Consider the following 18,611-nt stretch of genomic DNA (forward strand, 5'->3'; position numbering starts at 1 on the left):
AACCAAAGGCACTTTTCTCATACGGGAAAAGTGTCTTTTTCATTTATTATTACAGGGGGATTATTTATGCAGAAATTAATTGTCTTTGCTATTATTGGATTTTTCGCTCAATTGATCGATGGAGCACTTGGAATGGCGTATGGGGTAACGTCTACTTCACTATTATTAATGTTTGGTATTGCACCGGCTGTAGCTTCCGCATCGGTTCATTTAGCTGAAGTGGTTACAACTGCAGCTTCTGGCGCATCTCATATCAAATTTGGAAACGTTGATAAATATACAGTTTCCAGGCTTACATTACCTGGGGCAATCGGCGCATTTGTTGGGGCATGTTTTTTAAGTAATTTGCCTGGCGATGTGATCAAACCGTACATTTCCATATTTTTATTCACTTTAGGGGTTTATATTTTATTACGATTCATCATTCAAAAACAAATTGTCACTTCAAATAAGCGTATGTCTGCAAAACAACTTGTGCCGCTTGGTTTATTCGCTGGATTCGTTGATTCAACTGGTGGCGGTGGTTGGGGGCCGATTACGACACCCGTTCTTCTAGCAAGAGGAAATGAAGCTAGAAAAGTTATTGGATCTGTAGATACGAGTGAATTTCCTGTTTCACTCGCTGCAACAATTGGCTTCTTCATCTCACTTGGCTGGGAACAAGTAAGCTGGGTTTGGGTATTTGCGTTAATGCTTGGCGGTATTGTCGCAGCTCCAATTGCTGCATGGTTAGTTCGTATCGTTCCAGCACATTTACTTGGGGTATTAGTTGGCGGTCTTATTATCTTTACGAATATACGTACACTGCTTACTACATTTAAAGTGGATCCAACTATTATTTCACTTTCTTATGTTACAGTTGGTCTTGTCGTTATTATTTCTATTTTCATTGCTGTTCGAAATCATTCCAATCGTCCTAACGCATCAACGGCTGAGTATCCAAATGATCAGAAGCAAATGCTACCATAACTATAAGAAATACCGCCCAATTTAGAGCGGTATTTTTTATTTTTCTATTTTCCAATTAATCATCGTTTCTGTAGCATTTACTCTCTTCATATGTAACTTTTCTAAAACACGAATCGAACTATAATTATCTAGAAGTGTCTCTGCAATTATTGTTTCTACCTCTCCTGTTTTGAAAGCCCAATCGATTAGTTCTTTTACAGCTTCTGTTGCATAGCCCTGATTCCAATATTTCTCAATGAATCCATAGCCAATTTCTACTGTTTGATCCTCGTTTGGTTTCCCTTTAAACCCAATATCACCTAAAACGGTATCATCTTCTTTCCGAAGAACATACCACGCCCCCATGGTAATAAAGCCGCATCTTGTTTTACATTCTCTACATGCCCTACAATATGCGGACCGCTATTATATCCTTGCTCGTTAGCGACTTGAATACTCTCTTCTGTACACGGCACTATATAGAGCCTTTCTGTTTCTAATTTCATTTTGATTTCCCCTTTTTGCTTAAACGTTACTCTAATTATAACAAATAATAAAACTTTATCATAAATGTCGAATTATATTTTTCTGAATTTTCTTTTAATTTAGAGGGTTTTTCAATATTTTTTGCGAAACATTTGTATAACAATTTTTTCTTTGCTTATTGCTACATAATAGTAGGTTCGGGTGGAGTTTTGCAAGCGTTTCCTATACAATAACCGATATTTTTTGACTTTTCCTAACAAAATATCTTGCAATATATTCAGAAAGTCATTACAATTGCCATATATTAAAAATCTTAGCAATATATAAATCCTCATCAATCCGATGAGGTAGAGGTTGCGACTTTTAATAGTAAAACGGACGAGACACAGAGAATGTCAGCTGACTCCGTTTGAAAGGAAAAGTTGCCGAAGTTTATATTTCTTCTCTGGAAATATGAGCTGGGGCTGTCTCCGAAAGGAACAGAACTGTCACGTTTACAAAATTACCGTGTAAACGTGGGGTGCTATCTTAACGGAAGGGTATGATGGGGTGGTTATTTGTGAAACGTTCCGCCAAATTCCTTTGGCGGTTTTTTGTATTTTTCTCCCCCGCTCCTTCCTAACCTACAAGAAAAGGAGTGTTGAACATGAATAGCGCAACAAATCAATCTACCTCTAAAACGCAAACTACACAAGGACAAGGTGAATTAAAACGCGGATTAAAATCTCGTCACCTTACGATGATTTCTCTCGGTGGTACAATTGGTACCGGACTATTTCTTGCCAGCGGTGGTGTCATCCATACAGCTGGACCTGGTGGCGCATTAATTGCATACGCCGCAATTGGAATTATGGTTTATTTTTTAATGACAAGCTTAGCTGAACTTGCAGCTTACATGCCTGTTACTGGATCTTTTAGCACGTATGCAACAAAATTTGTTGATCCATCACTTGGCTTTGCACTTGGATGGAACTATTGGTATAACTGGGCAATTACGATTGCTGCTGAACTTGCAGCCGTAACATTAATTATGAAATTTTGGTTCCCAGATACCCCTTCTCTTATTTGGAGCGGATTATGTTTAGCTATTATTTTCCTTTTAAACTATTTATCTGTTAAAGGGTTTGGTGAATCTGAATATTGGTTCGCACTTATTAAAGTAGTTACGATTATTATCTTTTTAATTGTTGGTTTCATGATGATTTTCGGCATTATGGGCGGTGAAACGGTTGGATTTAAAAACTTCACTGTTGCAGATGCACCATTTAACGGCGGTATCATGGCAATTATCGGTGTGTTTATGGCAGCTGGTTTCTCATTCCAAGGTACTGAACTATTAGGAGTAGCTGCTGGTGAAACGTCTGATCCAGAACGTAATATCCCAAAAGCAATTCGTTCAATCTTTTGGCGTATTCTTTTATTCTATATCCTTGCGATTCTCGTTATCGGTTTATTAATTCCTTATACAACTGAAAGCCTTGCTGCAAGTGATGTTACAGTAAGTCCGTTTACACTTATTTTTGAAAAAGCGGGCGTTGCCTTTGCTGCTTCTGTTATGAACGCTGTTATTTTAACTGCTGTACTATCTGCTGGTAACTCTGGTATGTATGCATCAACTCGTATGCTTTGGGATTTAGCACGCCAAGGAAAAGCACCAAAGTTTCTTGGTAAATTAGATAGCCGCGGTGTACCTGTTAACGCGTTAATCGTAACGTCAATTGTTGGTAGTATTGCTTTCATTGCTTCTTTATTCGGTGACGGTGTTGTATACATTTGGTTATTAAACGCATCTGGAATGTCTGGTTTTATCGCATGGGTTGGAATTGCAATTAGTCATTACCGTTTCCGTAAAGCATATATCGCACAAGGAAAAGATTTAAATGACTTACCATATAGAGCAAAATGGTTCCCATTCGGTCCAATCTTCGCATTTACACTTTGTATCATCGTAATTTTAGGACAAAACTACGGCGCATTTATGGGTGAAGCAATTGATTGGAACGGTGTACTCGTTTCTTACATCGGTTTACCACTCTTCTTAGTACTATGGTTAGGTTATAAATTTACGAAAAAAACAAAAGTGATTCCACTTGATAAATGTGAACTAAAATAAAGTGAAACGAGCAAACAAATTTGTTTGCTCGTTTTTTGTTGCAAACCTCTTTACTTCCCTATTGCTCCTGTTTTTGCAATAATAAAGGAAATATAAATAAAGGTTGGGATACAATGAACATTCGCATTACTGATGAAGCGAAAGCAGCTATACATAGATTAGAACTTGAAGATAAAAAGATCGTTCGCATTAGAGGAACAATGACGAACTCTTGTAGTATTTTCGTTGATGTCGATTTAATTTGGGATACATATAACGCAGATGATGTTGTATATGAAGATGCAGAGCTTATCGTACAAATGGATTCATTCACGAAAGACTACACTGGTGATACGGTGAAACTTGATTATAAGACGACAGGTTTTAGTATTACGACTCCGAGTGAGACTTTGGTTTATGGATTGTCGATTAAAAAATAAAAATTGTTTTCATTTGACCACCGAGGTGAAAAAATGGGTAAATATGTTCCGTTAAAATTTTTATTTAATGAAGAATTAGCAGAAAAAATAGCTGATTCTATTTGTAAACACGATCCTTGTTTCTCTAAAAGCATCTTTGTAGATTCTGTAGCTTGTAAAGTTGAAAATTTAGAGTTAAAACAGCGTATTGAAGTAATTGCAGATGAATTACACAATGCTTTACAAAAAGATTTTAATGCCGCAATACATATATTACTGAAAACATTAGGACCAGAAAATACAACAGAAGTAGGCACATTTACAAATGGATATATGTACATGCCTGTTGCAAAATACGTTGAAAAATATGGGCTTAACGATTTTAAAATCTCGTTTAATGCAATGTATGAAATAACGAAAAGGAATACTGCTGAATATGCCATTCGGCCCTTTCTTGAAACATACCATGAAGATACACTAAACATATTACAACAGTGGATTCATGACGAAAACAGCCACATTAGGAGATTAGTTTCTGAAGGTACAAGACCAAGGCTTCCTTGGGCTAAAAAAATAGGAGCTCTAAAAGGTGATTTTAAGTACAATTTACAACTTCTTGAACCATTAATGAATGACCCTTCTAAATATGTTCAAAAATCTGTAGCCAATCATATTAACGATATTACGAAAAAAGATAAAGAACTCGTTTTCCAATGGTTACAACTATTACGCGATAAACAGCATCCTGTTAACCCTTGGATTATAAAACATGGGTTAAGAACGATGATTAAAAATAGTACTTTACCAAAAGATTTTTGTTTTTAGTAATTTAAATAAAAACCCTTCTACTTCAAAAATGAAGCAAAAGGGCTTTTTTTCTTTCAAACATTATCCTTGCCTTAAAATATTTTGAAACATTTCCGGCTTATTTCGTTCAAAACTTTCTATTAGTCCTTTTCCAAATATCGTTATACTCTTCTCCCAAGGATGACCTAAATAACCCCACTTAAAGTCCTTCTGAATAAAAAAGTAGTAATCTCCATTCGGAAATATTGGTATAATCCACTCATCAAATTCATTTCTTTCAAACTCTAAGTGAGGATTCACCCAATAACACTCATGTTGCCAATCTAGTGCCATTATATATTCATTCGATGCTGTATTTTCCTTAAACACTTGTAACGCTTTATCTTCCAAATCGTCATACACATCTAAATCTACCGATTCTCCAAAGTAATGAGAAATATTATATGTAATAAAAGGACTTGGCACCTTAAATGATGGAAATGTAGAAACACTTGGCGAAAACTCAAGTTCACTATATAACTTGTTCCAAATTCGATCATCCTCTTTGTCTGTAAACTCCATCCAGTTCTTCATTAAACAACACCTTCCCATGTAAGTTCAAAGGATTTTCACTCTATAATGCCGAATATATAAATAACCATTCTCACAAGGAGCGAATCTATATGAATCTATTCGAACACGAAACGTAAAACTGCCTCTCTTTCATAAGAGGTCCTCCCTTTTTCTTTTCTCATCATATCATTCATTTACGAAATAGGAGGACATAATTATGAAACGTGATCCATTATTTTTAACTTTATTAGAACGTGCAAATACACATTTTAGCGGCTGGGATTTTTCTTTCATTTCAGAAACGGGTCGAATGAAGAGTGAGCCTTTATCGTGGTCGTACGGCAGTACTGCTTTTCAGCTTATGCAACATGCAGAATCAATGCTCGATATGGGTACTGGCGGCGGAGAGTTTTTATCTATGTTACAACCGTTCCCGTCAACTATTTATGCTACTGAGGGCTACGCTCCAAACGTGCCAATTGCTCGAAAGAAATTAGAGCCTTTAGGGGTTACTGTTGTAGAGGTGAACGATGATACTGCATTGCCATTTCAAGATGGTCAGTTTAATCTAATCCTAAACCAACATGAATCATATGCTGCTTCTGAAGTAAAAAGAATCCTTTCTCCAAATGGAACATTTCTTACACAACAAGTTGGCGGTCTCGATTGCGCGGAACTTAATGACCAATTTGACACACCACTAAATAATGAATTTGCAAGTTGGTCGCTTGAAGCGGCATGTAATGAACTACAGGAAAACGGATTTACTATCTTAGAAGCAAAAGAAGAATTCCCTTTCCAACGCTTTTATGATATTGGCGCTATCGTCTATTATTTAAAAGCAATTCCGTGGCAAATTCCTGATTTCACTGTCGAAAGGTACTATGAGGAGTTATATCGTATACATGAGATTATCTTGCAAAAAGGATATTTTGATGTGAAGCAACATCGATTTATGATTAAGGCGATTCGTGACTAACGGAAAAGAGGTGGCAAAGCCACCTCCTTTTTTGTTCCGTTTACGTATGTTCTCTACTCTTTCACCATAAGAAAAGTTATATCATACATATTACAATTATGACCAATGAATTGTATTTCTGAAACTTATAATCACCTCGCATATATAACGAGAGCAAAAACGTGATTTTTCACTTTCCTCTTCTATTGAGAAACAAGTTGTTTTTCATATCGCTTGTTCGCATCATCTTCTTTCAAACATGCAGTTGTGTAATTAATAATATTCCGGTTATCGTACGTGAATATATGTTTTAACTTATTTTCTTCTGTTAATACTGTCGGTAAGTATTTTGGTAAATTGCTAACTACTCCTCTATTATCACCATCTAATATCCAATCAATTTCTTTCCATTCTAATAAGCCTTCAGCCGTACGTAATGGTGTATTCATTTGCATTCCATCTGGCAAATCAGCAACGAACACATACATTCCTTCACTAGCCTGGGGCTCACCTTTACCTTTAAAACCAACAGTCCCTTTATACGTTACACTTGAAAGTTCTATGCCCGTTTCCTCAAACGTTTCTCTAATTATTCTTTCGTATGGCGTTTCATTCTCTTCTATTTTTCCTCCAACACCATTCCACATCCCCATATTCGGCTTTTTATTTCTATTTAATAGCAGTATTTTATCGCTTTTTCTAATAAAGCAAATTGTGTATTTGTACATACGATCATTTCCTTTCATTTTCCACATGAGTTATTTGGCTTATTTTCAAGTAAAAACACTCGCCTTACAATTCCTTACTACATAATATATAGTACAACTTTCATGCGTAAACACTTTACGTCAAACGAGAGAATCCTTTTTAGAAAGGAGAATTTAAAATCGATACTATAAGCAATGAATTTCTAAAACAATATTACGACAGCCTCGTGTGGTTAAACGATACACAATGGTTTGGAGTTCCAATCTGTAAACTTCCCTCTGATCTCTTTTTGTATCAAGAAATCATTTATGAATTAAAGCCCGATTTAATTATTGAATGCGGGACTTTTCACGGTGGTAGTGCACTGTATTTAGCTTCTATGTTAGATTTAATTGGAAAAGGTCACGTACTTACTATCGATATAACTCCGCAGCCAAATCGGCCATCACATAATCGGATTACGTATTTAACAGCATCTTCTGTTTCTGTGCAGGCCATCCAAACAATAGTAAGTATGCGCAAACCTGATGATGTGATTTTAGTTATTTTAGATTCTGATCATAGTAAAGAGCATGTTTCCAAAGAACTCTTGCTATATAAATCTATCGTCACTACTGGCAGTTATATAATTGTAGAAGATACCTCCATTAACGGAAATCCGCTTCTTCCCGATTGGGGTCCTGGCCCAATGGAAGCTGTGGAAGAGTTTTTAACTAAAAACAATAACTTCATAATCGACGAGTCTAAACATAAATTTTTCATATCATTTAATCCAAAAGGTTTTTTAAAGAAAATAAAGTGAAACTTTAATAAGTGGGGTTTTGCTCATCCCCCACTTATTCTATCATTTTCATTTTTGAAAAAGGATAATATACAAATTCCACCTTGCCAATTATGTTATCTTCTTCAATATATCCTAAGCCATTGCGACTATCTCTACTTACTTCGCGGTTATCTCCCATTACAAATAACTTATTTGGCGGAATTTTTGTCTTTTGAAAGTTATAAAACACTTGTGTGTTGTTAAATAAATCTTTGTTCGTATATGGTTCTTCTTGCTTTTTATCGTTCACATATACCTTTCCGTTCGTTATGTTAATTACATCACCAGGAAGCCCTATTACACGTTTCACATAATATTTCGATTCATCCTCTTCTTTTATAATGACAATTTCTCCGTGTTGTAAATTAGAAAGACGTACTACCGCTTTATTTACAAATACGTAGTCTTCTTCATATAAAGTCGGCTGCATCGATTCCCCTTCCACCTTACATAAAGTAAAAGAATGGTAGCCTATGACTATCACCAATATAAATAGTATGTACTTTCCCCAGCCTCTCTTAATCTCCTTTTTCATATCCATTCCCACCTTATAAAGCGCTTTTTAACTCAAAAAATATATCACTGCACAATATGTTTCCATGCAGTGATACTATTTTTACTGTGCCTTGTTCGGTTGTTCTACTGGAATTGAATTTGTATTTGATCTATTTGTTTTTAATTCAAAATACGCATCCAAAATCTCTTTACCAATCGCAGAATTAATTCCTGATTTATCATCATTCACCCATGGTACAACAACTGAAAAAGCTACTTCCGGATCCGCATCATATGGTGCATAACCGGCAAGAGTTAAATTATAACATTTTTTTCGGTTGTTGTTCTCATCTCTTCCAATATCACTTTCTCCACCATATACTGTCTCAGCTGTTCCTGTTTTTCCCGCTGGTTTATATGGTAGACCTTTAAATGTTCCGGTTCCGGTTCCGTCAGCTTCTTGAAAAACTCTTCTAAATCCTTCTTTTACATGATTAATGTACGAAGTTTCCATATCCACTCTATTTAATACAACTGGTTCAATCGACCGAACGACTTTTCCTGCATCCTCTGGTCTATTCGGTTGCTCTCTAACTTCTTGTACAATTTGTGGTTTCATTCGGTAACCGCCATTTGCAATGGTTGAAATATATTGCGCAAGCTGAAGCGGCGTATATGTATCATACTGTCCAATCGCGTAATCAAGTAAAAATCCGGGTATGTTATCAGTTCTACCTATTTGACCGATTGATTCATTTGGCAGGTCAATACCAGTCGACACACCTAGGCCAAATTGTCTAAAATAGTAGCGCATTTTATTAAATGTTTCTTGTTTAATATCTAATGGATTGTTTGGAACATAATTAATGCCTGCCATTTTTAAAGCTGTATTAAACATATAAACGTTCGATGACACTTGCAAAGCTCTTAAATCATCAATATCCCCAAATTCTTTCCACGATTTCTTCGGCTTAGAACTTCCTTTAAAATACATTGGCGCATCAAAGAAGTGTGTATACGGCTTAATCGCTTCTGTTTGATATCCAGTTAATAAAGTAGCCCCTTTTACAGTTGACCCTAACTCATAAGAACTTGTCATCGTTCCTAATGCATAATCTTCTATTTGCATACCGCCATCTTTATTTACAATTTTCTTTCCTGCCATTGATAAAATTTGACCGTTTTTCGGATTCATCATTACTACGAACGCACGATCCATCATCGGCTCTGCAGCATGAAAGGCTCGTAAATTCTTTTCAAGGCTTCCCTCTACTCTTTTCTGTAAATCCATATCGACTGTTAACATCAAGTTATTTCCACTTTTTCCTTCAGTCACTTTTTCTGTTCGAACAATCTTCCCTGCTTTATCCATAATATTTTTAGACTGTTCTTTCGTTCCATGTAGTGCATCTTCGTATTGTTTTTCGATGTAACTTTTACCAATACGGTCGTTTCGATTATAATCACGAACTAAATAATAATCTAATTGTTCTCTTGGCAACCCTTCATTTTCATTAGAAACGCTACCTAGTATAGAGCGCAGTATTTTATCATTTGGGTATTCACGTTCCCAATCTACTGTTGTATCCACTCCCGGTAAACTTGCCAACCTTTCACTAACGACAGCATATTCATTTTCACTTACGTCTTTTTTAACGATTTGCGGAGTCATTTTATATCCCGCATTCATTTTGCTTTTAATTACTAATACTTCTATATCTTCCTTTGAAAGCTCATTTAATTCTTCTTGTGTAATTCTTTCCCGGCGCAGTTCTTCTACTTTTTTATCTAACTCTTTTCCTTCTATTTCTTGCTTTCTAAATTTACTCTCATCTTCTTTCGTTACTCTCGCTGCTGCCCGCTTTTCATTTAACTGCATCCAAAAATCTTTTTTATCTGTCTCTGTTAACTTATCCATGTCCTCTTGCGACATTTCAATTAGCTTAGCTAAATCTCTTGCTACTTGTAAAACTTCTTTCGAGTCCACTCCTCTCATTTTCGTATATGTAACGGTTCGTAATGGTTTATTATTTACAATAACGTGACCTTGTCGATCAAACATTTTCCCTCTAGGAACGGGAGTACTTACCGTTACATCTTCCTTTTTATTTACTTCATTTCTATACGTTTCTCCATCAATGATTTGTACTTTACCTAATTGAATTATAATAGCTGAAAATAAAAGAAAGACAATAAAAAATAGTACATTTAACCGAAATGGAATATGAGTCTTTTTCTTTTTCGATTGTTTTTTCTGCTCCTTTTTCTGTCTCATTTCGCTCCCTCGCTTCATTCTATTAACATTTCTACGCAAAATCATTATGTATCAAATTTATTTATATGATATATATAGAATTTTATATTAATTACTAAAGAAATAAAAGATTTAATTTTCAGTTTTTTAATTTTATAACCTATTTATTACCATTCCCCTTCATACGTCATAACATGAATTTTATTCAAACAAAAAACTGAGGTGTTCTCTATACACCTCAGTTTTTCATAAAAATAATAACTTATTTAACCGACGATAACCCTTCAACAAACTCACCAATCTTATTTTGAAAAACAAAATCAAAGTTATATTCCTGTCCTGTTAACTCTTCATTTACTAAAATAGTTGTTGCTCCTACTTCCCTCTTTGCAATTTGCGGGAATGAAGCGACAGGCTGTACTTTTAGTGACGTTCCCATAACGATAAGCACATCTGTTTCATATAAACGTTTGATTGCATTTTGATATTGCGGCAATGTATCTCCGTATAAAACAACGTCTGGATTTAAAATGAAATTACACTTCTGACAGCGCGGCACTTCATGATTAATCATATACTGTAAATCATAGCCTGATTTACATTTTGGACAATGTGCTGTTTGAAGTGTTCCATGTAAATCGATGACATGCTTACTGCCACCTAATTGATGTAAACCGTCAATATTTTGCGTTAAAATCGTAATATCTTTCCCTTGTTCTTCTAGCTCAGCTAAAAAGCGATGGCCACGATTTGGTTTATATTGATGGAACGTATTAATTTGAAAGATTTCTTTATAATGCTTCCAAAACTCTTTCGGACTCCGGTTATAGTACCCTCTTGATAAGTACATCTCCACATTCGCATCAGCATACAACCCATTTGCTGAACGAAAATCTGGAATACCACTTTCCGTACTTGCACCAGCGCCTGTTAATACTGTAATTTTCTTCGCTTTTTCTAAAATTGAACGTACTTCTTCAAATTGTTGCACAAAAATCACCTCTATGTATTTTCCTATTCTTATTATACCAGTTGTTTACAGGAGGTGTTGTACAATTCATTTTACTTAATGCGTTGCGCCCCCAACCTCTACAATATCTACTTCAACTGTCGTCGTTACTTCGATTGCCAATTCTATCCCCTTACGAATAGTAGAAAGTGACATACTCGGTTGCCCTGGATAATTACTCGCTTGTTCTGGTAAGAACGGAATGTGAATGAATCCACCTTTTATTTTCTTATCATGTTTCTCTAGTTCATGCATAAGTCCATAGAATAAGTGATTACAAACGAATGTGCCTGCCGTCTGTGAAACAGATGACGGTATGCCCTCTTCGCGAAGTTTTTTTACGATTGCTTTCATCGGAAGTGTAGACCAATATGCAATCACTCCTTCTTCTACAACTGGTACATCTACCGGCTGATTCCCTTCATTATCAGCAATTCTTGCATCATCAATATTAATTGCGACACGTTCTATCGTAATATCTGGTCTGCCCCCAGCTTGTCCGATACATATAATAATTTCCGGCGCTAGTTCTTCTATATACTCTTTTAATATGCTTATTGATTTATGAAATACAGTTGGTACTTGTTTGCTTATTATCTTGTATTCTCCAATTGTTTTTTCATGCAAACCTTTTGCTACTTCCCAAGCTGGATTGATATTTTCTCCGCCAAACGGATCAAACCCTGTTAATAATACTGTTTTCATAGTTTTATCCTCCTAATTAGAAACGATATACAAGGCCGTACATAATAAACATATTTATGATAAAAGTTGAAAGAGCAATTGGTACTTGTGCTTTAATAACCGCATTTTTATCCTTTAGCTCTAAAAGCATCGCAGGTACGATATTAAAGTTTGCTGCCATTGGAGTAAGCAGCGTTCCGCAATATCCAGCAAACATACCGAGTGCTGCCATAATTGCTGGGTTTCCGCCGTGCATTTGAACTATTAAAGGTAAGCCAATTCCGCCAGTAATAACAGCAAACGCTGCGAATGCATTTCCCATTACGACTGTAAATAGCATCATGCCTAAACAGTACGCCATAACAGCAACGAACGGATACTCTGTCGGTAGCACTTGTCCAACTAAGTCTGAAACAACTTGTCCAACGCCAGACTTCGCGAATATACCGCCAAGTGCTGCTAACATTTGTGGCAAAATAACAGCCCAGCCGACAGCTTGTAATAGTCTGCTTCCTTCTTGTACAGGCGTTGTTATTTTTGATTTTGTAATACGCATCGCCGCAACGAATGCGAGTAATGCACCAAGCGCTAATGCAACTAATGTTACTTTATCTGGATCAACAAGAGAGACATTTCCCCATTTAATTTTCCCTAACGTCAACGTACCGATAATTGTAAAAATAGGAATTAATAGTGCAGGCATAAAAATTTTATTTTTTAATTTCTCAGCATGTTTCACACGTTCTTGTACTGGAACTTCTTTTTCCTCTGATTTTGTTACTTTATTTAGTGAAGCTAAAACGACCATAGCGAGCACTATACAGCCAACGTAAAACGAAGGAATTACATTTCCGAATAAAAATGTAACTGCAAACAATGCCCAAAATAAACTAGAACCGAATCTGTTTGGATGTTCACGATCGAATGCGATACGAACAGCGATAAAAGCAACGATTATCCCTAATACATAATAGATTGTATCCATTGTGATGATGTTCATATTAAATTGCCTCCTTCTCTTCTTTTCCTTCTGCCTTCATTGTTTTCTCTATATATTTATCAAACCTTCTAAATCTAATCCAGCTTACAATAAGTGCAGATATTGCTGTCGGAATGCCCCAAAGTGCCATATCCCATACTCCGACATGCATACCTACTGAATCGAAGAATCCTTTCATTAATAAAATAGCTCCAGTTGCGATGAAAATATCTTCTCCGAAAAACCAAGCTGTATTTTCAGCAGCTGCTGCGTTTGCTTTAATCTTTTCTCTTAATTTTTCAGGAAGTTTACCGTATTTACCTTGCGCGGCCCCTTCTGCCATCGGTGCAACGAGCGGCCTTACTGTTTGCGCATGCCCACCAATATTAAGCCCTAGTGCTGCTGATGATTCTCTTATCGTAAAATATGACATTAATACTCTTCCAGTTGTTGCTCCTTTTGATTTCGTTATAAGTGCTTCTGCTCTTTCTTTTAAACCGTAACGCTCTAAAATTCCGATTACCGGTAAAGTTAATATAATTGGCATAGACATATATCTATTTTCTATGAAAAATTTACCGAACATGCTGATCACATCATAAAAACTTAATCCTGAAACCATACCAGTAACAATACCTGCAACCATAACTACTAAAAGTGTATTTAGTCTAAATAAAAAGCCCACTGCAACAAGTAGTATTCCGATTAATTTAATCATCCCAGCACTTCCCCCTATTTTTTATTTCGGTGCACAAATAGAAATATCATTAAGTTTGAATGTTCTGTATATTCTTTCTGCAAATTGCACTGCTTTTTCCCCATCACCGTGTAAACAAATTGTTTGCGCCTGAACTGCTACTTTCTCTCCATTGACCGCATTTACATGGCCTTCTTTCACCATTTGAAGTACTTGCTTTATCGCTTCGTCTTCATCTTTTATAAGCGCATTTTCTTCTGTACGGCTCGTTAATGTACCATCTTGCTTATATGTACGATCCGCAAAAGCCTCTTGTACAAGAGTTACTTTGTATTTTTCTGCAGCCTGTATAAACGCCTCGCTATTTGCTAATCCATAAAGTAATAGACTTGGATTTATATGATAAATTGCCTTTGCAATTGCATCTGCAATTTCCGGATTAGACGCCGCCATATTATATAAGGCACCGTGCGGCTTTACATGCTGCATTTTCCCGCCTGCCGCTTTCACAAATGCGTCTAATGCGCCTGTTTGATATAAAACATAGTCGTATACTTCACTTGCTGAAACATTCATGTTTCTTCTACCAAATCCAATTAAATCAGGAAATCCAGGATGCGCCCCTACTGCTACGTTATGCTGCAAAGCTTTTTCAACAGTTTGACGCATAATAGACGGATCACCCGCATGAAAACCGCAAGCAACGTTTATAGAGGAAACGAACGGAAGAATTTCATCATCATTCCCCATTTTATAAGCGCCAAAACTTTCTCCTAAATCACAGTTTAAATCGATTGTAGTCATAATGTATTCCTCCTAATTTCAGCTTCGTAAAGCGATGAATTTCTTTAATAGATTCATATTTACTTCTTGTTCTATGTACAATTGTTCCGCTTCTTCAAGCGTAATTTTCTCAAAAGAAACATAGTCCCCCGGCTTTAGCTGGGCAAGAAGAGGTAAATCTACTGAAATGATATTTCCCATTCTCGGATAGCCACCTGTCGTTTGCCTATCTGCCATTAATATAATCGGCTGTCCACCATTAGGAACTTGAATGGTTCCAAATGTAACAGGACTCGATAAAATCTCTTTTTCTTCAATCCTATTTAAAACTTCTCCCTCAACCCTATAGCCCATACGGTCAGCATAATTAGATACCTTATACTCTTTCGTAAAAAATGCCTTTCTACTTCCTTCTGTAAATTGATTATATTCAAAGTCAGCTATGACACGAAGCTTAGGATGTTTCTTATACTTTGGTAGTACGCTGTTGCTAATTGCCCACTTCGTTTTTATACACTCATCTTTTTGTAAGTCTTGAATGAAACGATTCGCCATTTCTGGTCGTGCACCAATTTGGAAGTAGTCACCCTTTTTCAGCATTCTTCCTTCTATACCACCAATCGCAGCAAGTATGTACGTACTTTTGCTTCCCATTGTACGCTCAATATGTATACCACCCGCAAAAGTTACATACGCTCTGCAACCACTTTTCACTTTTCCAAAACAAAGCATACTACCTTCTTCCGCTAAAATGGGACGCCATAACGGGATACGTTCTCCATTCAATAACGGTTCCATATCTGCTCCGCCAATCGCAAGTAAAGTCGTTTTCTTTATTAACAATTTAGGTCCCATAATCGTCATTTCGAGTCCCGCTTCATTCTCCTCATTACCAACTAACATATTGATCATCCGAAGTGCACTTTGATCCATAGTCCCGCCAACTGGTACACCGTATTGTTGATAATGAGATCGCCCTAAATCTTGGACTGTTGTAAACATTCCTGCATGCAAAACCTCTACATCCATTCTTTAGCCCCCTCAAGTGATACGTACTCTTCCTTCGTTATTGGGATAAATCGTAAATACATACCGCTTTGAATAAAGGTTGGTGTTTCTTCTTCCGGATTAAATAAGGAGATTGGTGTTCGACCAATAATATTCCATCCACCTGGTGTTTCAAGTGGATAAATACCTGTTTGATTTCCGCCGATTCCTACCGAACCAGGTGAGATTTGTAACCGCGGTATTTCTTTTCTAGGTGTTTCTAATTCTTTTGATAGTCCTCCTAAATACGGGAACCCTGGTGTAAAACCTAACATATATACAAAATATGTAGTTTCACTATGTATTCGAATCACATCTTCTACTTGTAAACCTTTATAATGTGCAACCTCTTCTAAATCAGGTCCATATTCTCCCCCGTAGCACACTGGTATAGAAATATGTTTCACATCCTGTTTTACTTCTTCTTTATAAGAATCACACAGCTCCTTTATATACTGGCGAACGTAATCATATGACCTTTCACTTATCTCATTTCTCTTCCATACTTCGTATACATTGTAGTAAACAGCTAATGAAGTAAACGACGGAACGCACTCAATCATTCCTGCAAACGGATGTTGCTGCAGTGCTTGAAATAACCGCTGTACTTTCTCATATATATCCATCTTAATTTCTTCACCAAATGTAACAATAATTGCTTGATCCCCTAACGCAGAAAATTTCATCCTACTCCCTCTTTCTATGCCAAAAAGCCGAGTTCTTTCGAAATGCGATGTGCTGTTTCTTTCACCTTAGCGATAAAATATGAAATGTTACTTTCGCTGTACTCAATTGCTAATCCCGAAATACTCATACCTGCTACAACCGTTCCATCACTTGCGTAAATGGGCGCTGCTATTGCGGCTGTATGATTTTCTAACTCAGAATAACTAATGGTGTAGCCTTCCTTTTTTGCCATTTGCAACACTTCTAGCAATTGTTCCTTATCCACAATTGTTCCATCTGCAAACTGTTTTAAATCCACTTCCTCTATGTATCTCCGTTTCTCTTCCTCAGAAAAATACGATAGTAAAATTCTCGGACATGCACCAGCATAAAGCGGTGCTCTTCTTCCAACCGCCGTATACACGCGTACTGGCTGAACACCTTCCATCTTTTCAACATAAATTGCGTCATTACCATCTTGAATTATTAAATTAACTGCCTGTCCTAAACTATCTCTAAGTTCTTTCATATAAGGAATTGCTATATTCCTTACTGATAATCGTTGTGAAACAAGTTGACCGAACCGTAAAAATACGACCCCTAAACGATATTTCCCCTTTTCGTTTTTTTGTAAAAACTCCATCTCTTCTAACGAGCCAATTAAACGATAAACAGATGTTTTCGGCATATTTGTAAGCTGAACCATCTCAGTTAAACTTAACTCTTCATGCGCATAAAACAACTCTAAAATATCCATTGTCTTAACTGCCGTTTTATTTATACTCATTCTATCTCCCTTTCGTTCCGAATTACGGAACTTAAATTCCGTTTTTCGAAACAAACATATAATTTAAAATTATAAAATATTCTTTCAATTCTATCAATATTTTTTTCACGTACATAATCCGATATATTTTGTCCGCTATTAAAAAAACAAAAATAATATGTGATTTATATAAAATGAAAGGCTCTTGGATGATTGAAAAAACTTTAACACGTGAAGAATGAACTATTAGTGAATGTAATTTATATTGGAGTGATTCGCTTCCTGACAGTGAATATAAAATTAACCCTAGAAATCACGACGGTTCAATTTCTAACGTTCACATTGCTACAAAACTATTAGAATAAAAGCTGCAATAAAAAAGTAAATATAAAGAGCATGTATTGATCAATACATGCTCTTCTCATAGTTATTCAAATTATTCTTTTTTAACATGATTGAATGTTCCTTCGTACAACTACCGAGTCTATTAGTTGTATATTACTTATTTTTCAAAATCGTTCTTTTAGCTTTTTTAATAATTCTACTAGTTGATTTTATGTCAGCATCCTTTTCCCATTCTTTACACAGGTTCATTACCCAATCCGGTTTAGTTTTACTTGCATCATTTAACCAGTTTCCAACCGAATCTTGTACATATTTTGATGGATCTGATTTAAGTAAATTAAGAATAGGAAGTGCCTTTTCAGGTTCTTGTTTTAATATTTCAATATGTTTACTCCATACACCTCGAGGACGAATAGATTCTACAGAGAACCTGCGAATATTCTCATCTTCACTTTTTGCCCATTCTACTAACAATTCCACACTTTCTTCTATATTTTGTGAAAGTTCTTCTCTAATAGACATCCAAGCAATTTCTCGAACACCAAAATGATGATCCGCCGCAAAAGGTCGAATGTATGTTAATGTATCTTTTAATGTGTCATTTGATTTTTTATTCATAAACGCTGCCCAACATCGTACACTATCTGAAATATGATTAGATAATTTTAACAGTACGTCTTCCTTGTTTCCGTCATTCTCTTTGAGTATAATTTCATCCAATAAAGTCCCTGTTATTCGTATAACTTTCATTCCTGTTTCAACGTTCTGTTTTTCTAATTCAGCTACTATACATTCTAAACTATTCTTGAGTCCTATTGAAGGTAAGACATTTTTAAGTAGTTCAATATGATTTATAGCTAGCCATTCTATTAGATTAACACTTTCTACTTTCCCTTGCTGTAGTAATTGTAAGACCTCTTTAGGAATTTCGTTTACTTTCCTGGCTCCTTTCCTGTTTAAGATAATTTCTGATTCTTTCTTTATCATTTAAATTCCCTCCTTGCAATACTATCTTCAAATAAACAGAGGCCATTTTGAAAAGTAATAATCAAAATGACCTCTGTCTTTCTTAATTGAACATTCAATTTTACAA

Annotated in this window: 19 protein-coding genes, 1 pseudogene and 1 riboswitch; of the genes and pseudogenes, 6 read left to right on the forward strand and 14 right to left on the reverse strand. The window is 35.9% G+C overall.

The window, feature by feature from the left end; all coding sequences use genetic code 11:
• The first annotated feature begins 66 nt into the window (after positions 1-66).
• The gene (locus tag ACS2FK_RS13230; RefSeq protein ID WP_023522339.1) at positions 67-969 is read left to right on the forward strand and encodes a sulfite exporter TauE/SafE family protein; all 903 of its coding nucleotides are present in this window, start codon (positions 67-69) and stop codon (positions 967-969) included.
• Between the two features lie 36 nt (positions 970-1,005).
• On the opposite strand, the pseudogene ACS2FK_RS13235 reads toward ACS2FK_RS13230, so the two are convergent.
• Positions 1,006-1,454 (reverse strand): annotated as a pseudogene (locus ACS2FK_RS13235) (GNAT family N-acetyltransferase).
• Between the two features lie 320 nt (positions 1,455-1,774).
• A riboswitch (Lysine riboswitch) is annotated at positions 1,775-1,968 on the forward strand.
• A 112-nt stretch (positions 1,969-2,080) separates the two neighbouring features.
• On the opposite strand from ACS2FK_RS13235, the gene ACS2FK_RS13240 reads away from it, so the two are divergent.
• From ACS2FK_RS13240 to ACS2FK_RS13250, 3 genes are all read left to right on the forward strand, one after another.
• Positions 2,081-3,547 (forward strand): amino acid permease, encoded by a 1,467-nt coding sequence (locus ACS2FK_RS13240; protein ID WP_001083396.1) that lies wholly within the window; start codon positions 2,081-2,083, stop codon positions 3,545-3,547.
• A 113-nt stretch (positions 3,548-3,660) separates the two neighbouring features.
• Positions 3,661-3,966 carry an iron-sulfur cluster biosynthesis family protein gene (locus ACS2FK_RS13245; protein ID WP_001026167.1) on the forward strand — a complete coding sequence of 102 codons (306 nt, stop codon included), beginning with the start codon at positions 3,661-3,663 and terminating at the stop codon, positions 3,964-3,966.
• 33 nt (positions 3,967-3,999) lie between these two features.
• Positions 4,000-4,770: a DNA alkylation repair protein gene (locus tag ACS2FK_RS13250; protein WP_063547770.1), complete on the forward strand. Its 771-nt coding sequence runs from the start codon at positions 4,000-4,002 to the stop codon at positions 4,768-4,770.
• Positions 4,771-4,833: 63 nt separating this feature from the next.
• On the opposite strand, the gene ACS2FK_RS13255 is transcribed toward ACS2FK_RS13250, so the two are convergent.
• On the reverse strand, positions 4,834-5,325 hold the full coding sequence (locus tag ACS2FK_RS13255) for a DUF2716 domain-containing protein (protein ID WP_000800539.1): 492 nt from the start codon (positions 5,323-5,325) through the stop codon (positions 4,834-4,836).
• A gap of 196 nt (positions 5,326-5,521) precedes the next feature.
• Here ACS2FK_RS13255 and ACS2FK_RS13260 point away from each other — a divergent pair, with 196 nt between their 5' ends.
• Positions 5,522-6,283: a class I SAM-dependent methyltransferase gene (locus tag ACS2FK_RS13260; RefSeq protein WP_063547772.1), complete on the forward strand. Its 762-nt coding sequence runs from the start codon at positions 5,522-5,524 to the stop codon at positions 6,281-6,283.
• A gap of 182 nt (positions 6,284-6,465) precedes the next feature.
• On the opposite strand, the gene ACS2FK_RS13265 is transcribed toward ACS2FK_RS13260, so the two are convergent.
• A complete protein-coding gene (locus ACS2FK_RS13265; RefSeq protein ID WP_063549332.1) occupies positions 6,466-6,990 on the reverse strand; it encodes an NUDIX hydrolase in 525 nt (174 codons plus the stop codon).
• A gap of 158 nt (positions 6,991-7,148) precedes the next feature.
• On the opposite strand from ACS2FK_RS13265, the gene ACS2FK_RS13270 reads away from it, so the two are divergent.
• Positions 7,149-7,772 carry a cephalosporin hydroxylase family protein gene (locus ACS2FK_RS13270; RefSeq protein WP_265736949.1) on the forward strand — a complete coding sequence of 208 codons (624 nt, stop codon included), beginning with the start codon at positions 7,149-7,151 and terminating at the stop codon, positions 7,770-7,772.
• 34 nt (positions 7,773-7,806) lie between these two features.
• On the opposite strand, the gene lepB is transcribed toward ACS2FK_RS13270, so the two are convergent.
• The 11 genes from lepB to ACS2FK_RS13325 form a co-directional block, all read right to left on the reverse strand.
• Entirely contained in the window at positions 7,807-8,328 is a 522-nt protein-coding gene (gene lepB, locus ACS2FK_RS13275; RefSeq protein ID WP_002094069.1) for a signal peptidase I, read from the reverse strand.
• A gap of 81 nt (positions 8,329-8,409) precedes the next feature.
• Positions 8,410-10,563, reverse strand: coding sequence for a peptidoglycan D,D-transpeptidase FtsI family protein (locus ACS2FK_RS13280; protein ID WP_063547774.1), 2,154 nt, complete (start codon positions 10,561-10,563; stop codon positions 8,410-8,412).
• 241 nt (positions 10,564-10,804) lie between these two features.
• Complete coding sequence (locus ACS2FK_RS13285) at positions 10,805-11,533, reverse strand: NAD-dependent protein deacylase (RefSeq protein ID WP_063547776.1); 729 nt, start codon at positions 11,531-11,533, stop codon at positions 10,805-10,807.
• 75 nt (positions 11,534-11,608) lie between these two features.
• Positions 11,609-12,256 carry a pyroglutamyl-peptidase I gene (pcp, locus tag ACS2FK_RS13290; protein ID WP_063547778.1) on the reverse strand — a complete coding sequence of 216 codons (648 nt, stop codon included), beginning with the start codon at positions 12,254-12,256 and terminating at the stop codon, positions 11,609-11,611.
• Positions 12,257-12,272: 16 nt separating this feature from the next.
• The gene (locus tag ACS2FK_RS13295) at positions 12,273-13,235 is read right to left on the reverse strand and encodes a DUF979 domain-containing protein (RefSeq protein WP_063547780.1); all 963 of its coding nucleotides are present in this window, start codon (positions 13,233-13,235) and stop codon (positions 12,273-12,275) included.
• A gap of 1 nt (position 13,236) precedes the next feature.
• The gene (locus ACS2FK_RS13300) at positions 13,237-13,932 is read right to left on the reverse strand and encodes a DUF969 domain-containing protein (protein WP_000593392.1); all 696 of its coding nucleotides are present in this window, start codon (positions 13,930-13,932) and stop codon (positions 13,237-13,239) included.
• Positions 13,933-13,953: 21 nt separating this feature from the next.
• Entirely contained in the window at positions 13,954-14,715 is a 762-nt protein-coding gene (gene pxpA, locus ACS2FK_RS13305; RefSeq protein ID WP_063547782.1) for a 5-oxoprolinase subunit PxpA, read from the reverse strand.
• An 18-nt stretch (positions 14,716-14,733) separates the two neighbouring features.
• Entirely contained in the window at positions 14,734-15,723 is a 990-nt protein-coding gene (locus tag ACS2FK_RS13310) for a biotin-dependent carboxyltransferase family protein (RefSeq protein WP_063547784.1), read from the reverse strand.
• Positions 15,714-16,427: a 5-oxoprolinase subunit PxpB gene (gene pxpB / locus ACS2FK_RS13315; RefSeq protein WP_063547786.1), complete on the reverse strand. Its 714-nt coding sequence runs from the start codon at positions 16,425-16,427 to the stop codon at positions 15,714-15,716. Before pxpB ends, ACS2FK_RS13310 begins: the two co-directional genes overlap by 10 nt.
• A 14-nt stretch (positions 16,428-16,441) precedes the next feature.
• A complete protein-coding gene (locus ACS2FK_RS13320; protein WP_063547788.1) occupies positions 16,442-17,194 on the reverse strand; it encodes an IclR family transcriptional regulator in 753 nt (250 codons plus the stop codon).
• Positions 17,195-17,671: 477 nt separating this feature from the next.
• On the reverse strand, positions 17,672-18,505 hold the full coding sequence (locus ACS2FK_RS13325) for a DNA alkylation repair protein (protein WP_063547790.1): 834 nt from the start codon (positions 18,503-18,505) through the stop codon (positions 17,672-17,674).
• Between the last annotated feature and the right edge of the window lie 106 nt (positions 18,506-18,611).

This window comes from Bacillus cereus group sp. BceL220, from assembly GCF_051776965.1.
In the GTDB taxonomy this organism is placed as follows: domain Bacteria; phylum Bacillota; class Bacilli; order Bacillales; family Bacillaceae_G; genus Bacillus_A; species Bacillus_A cereus.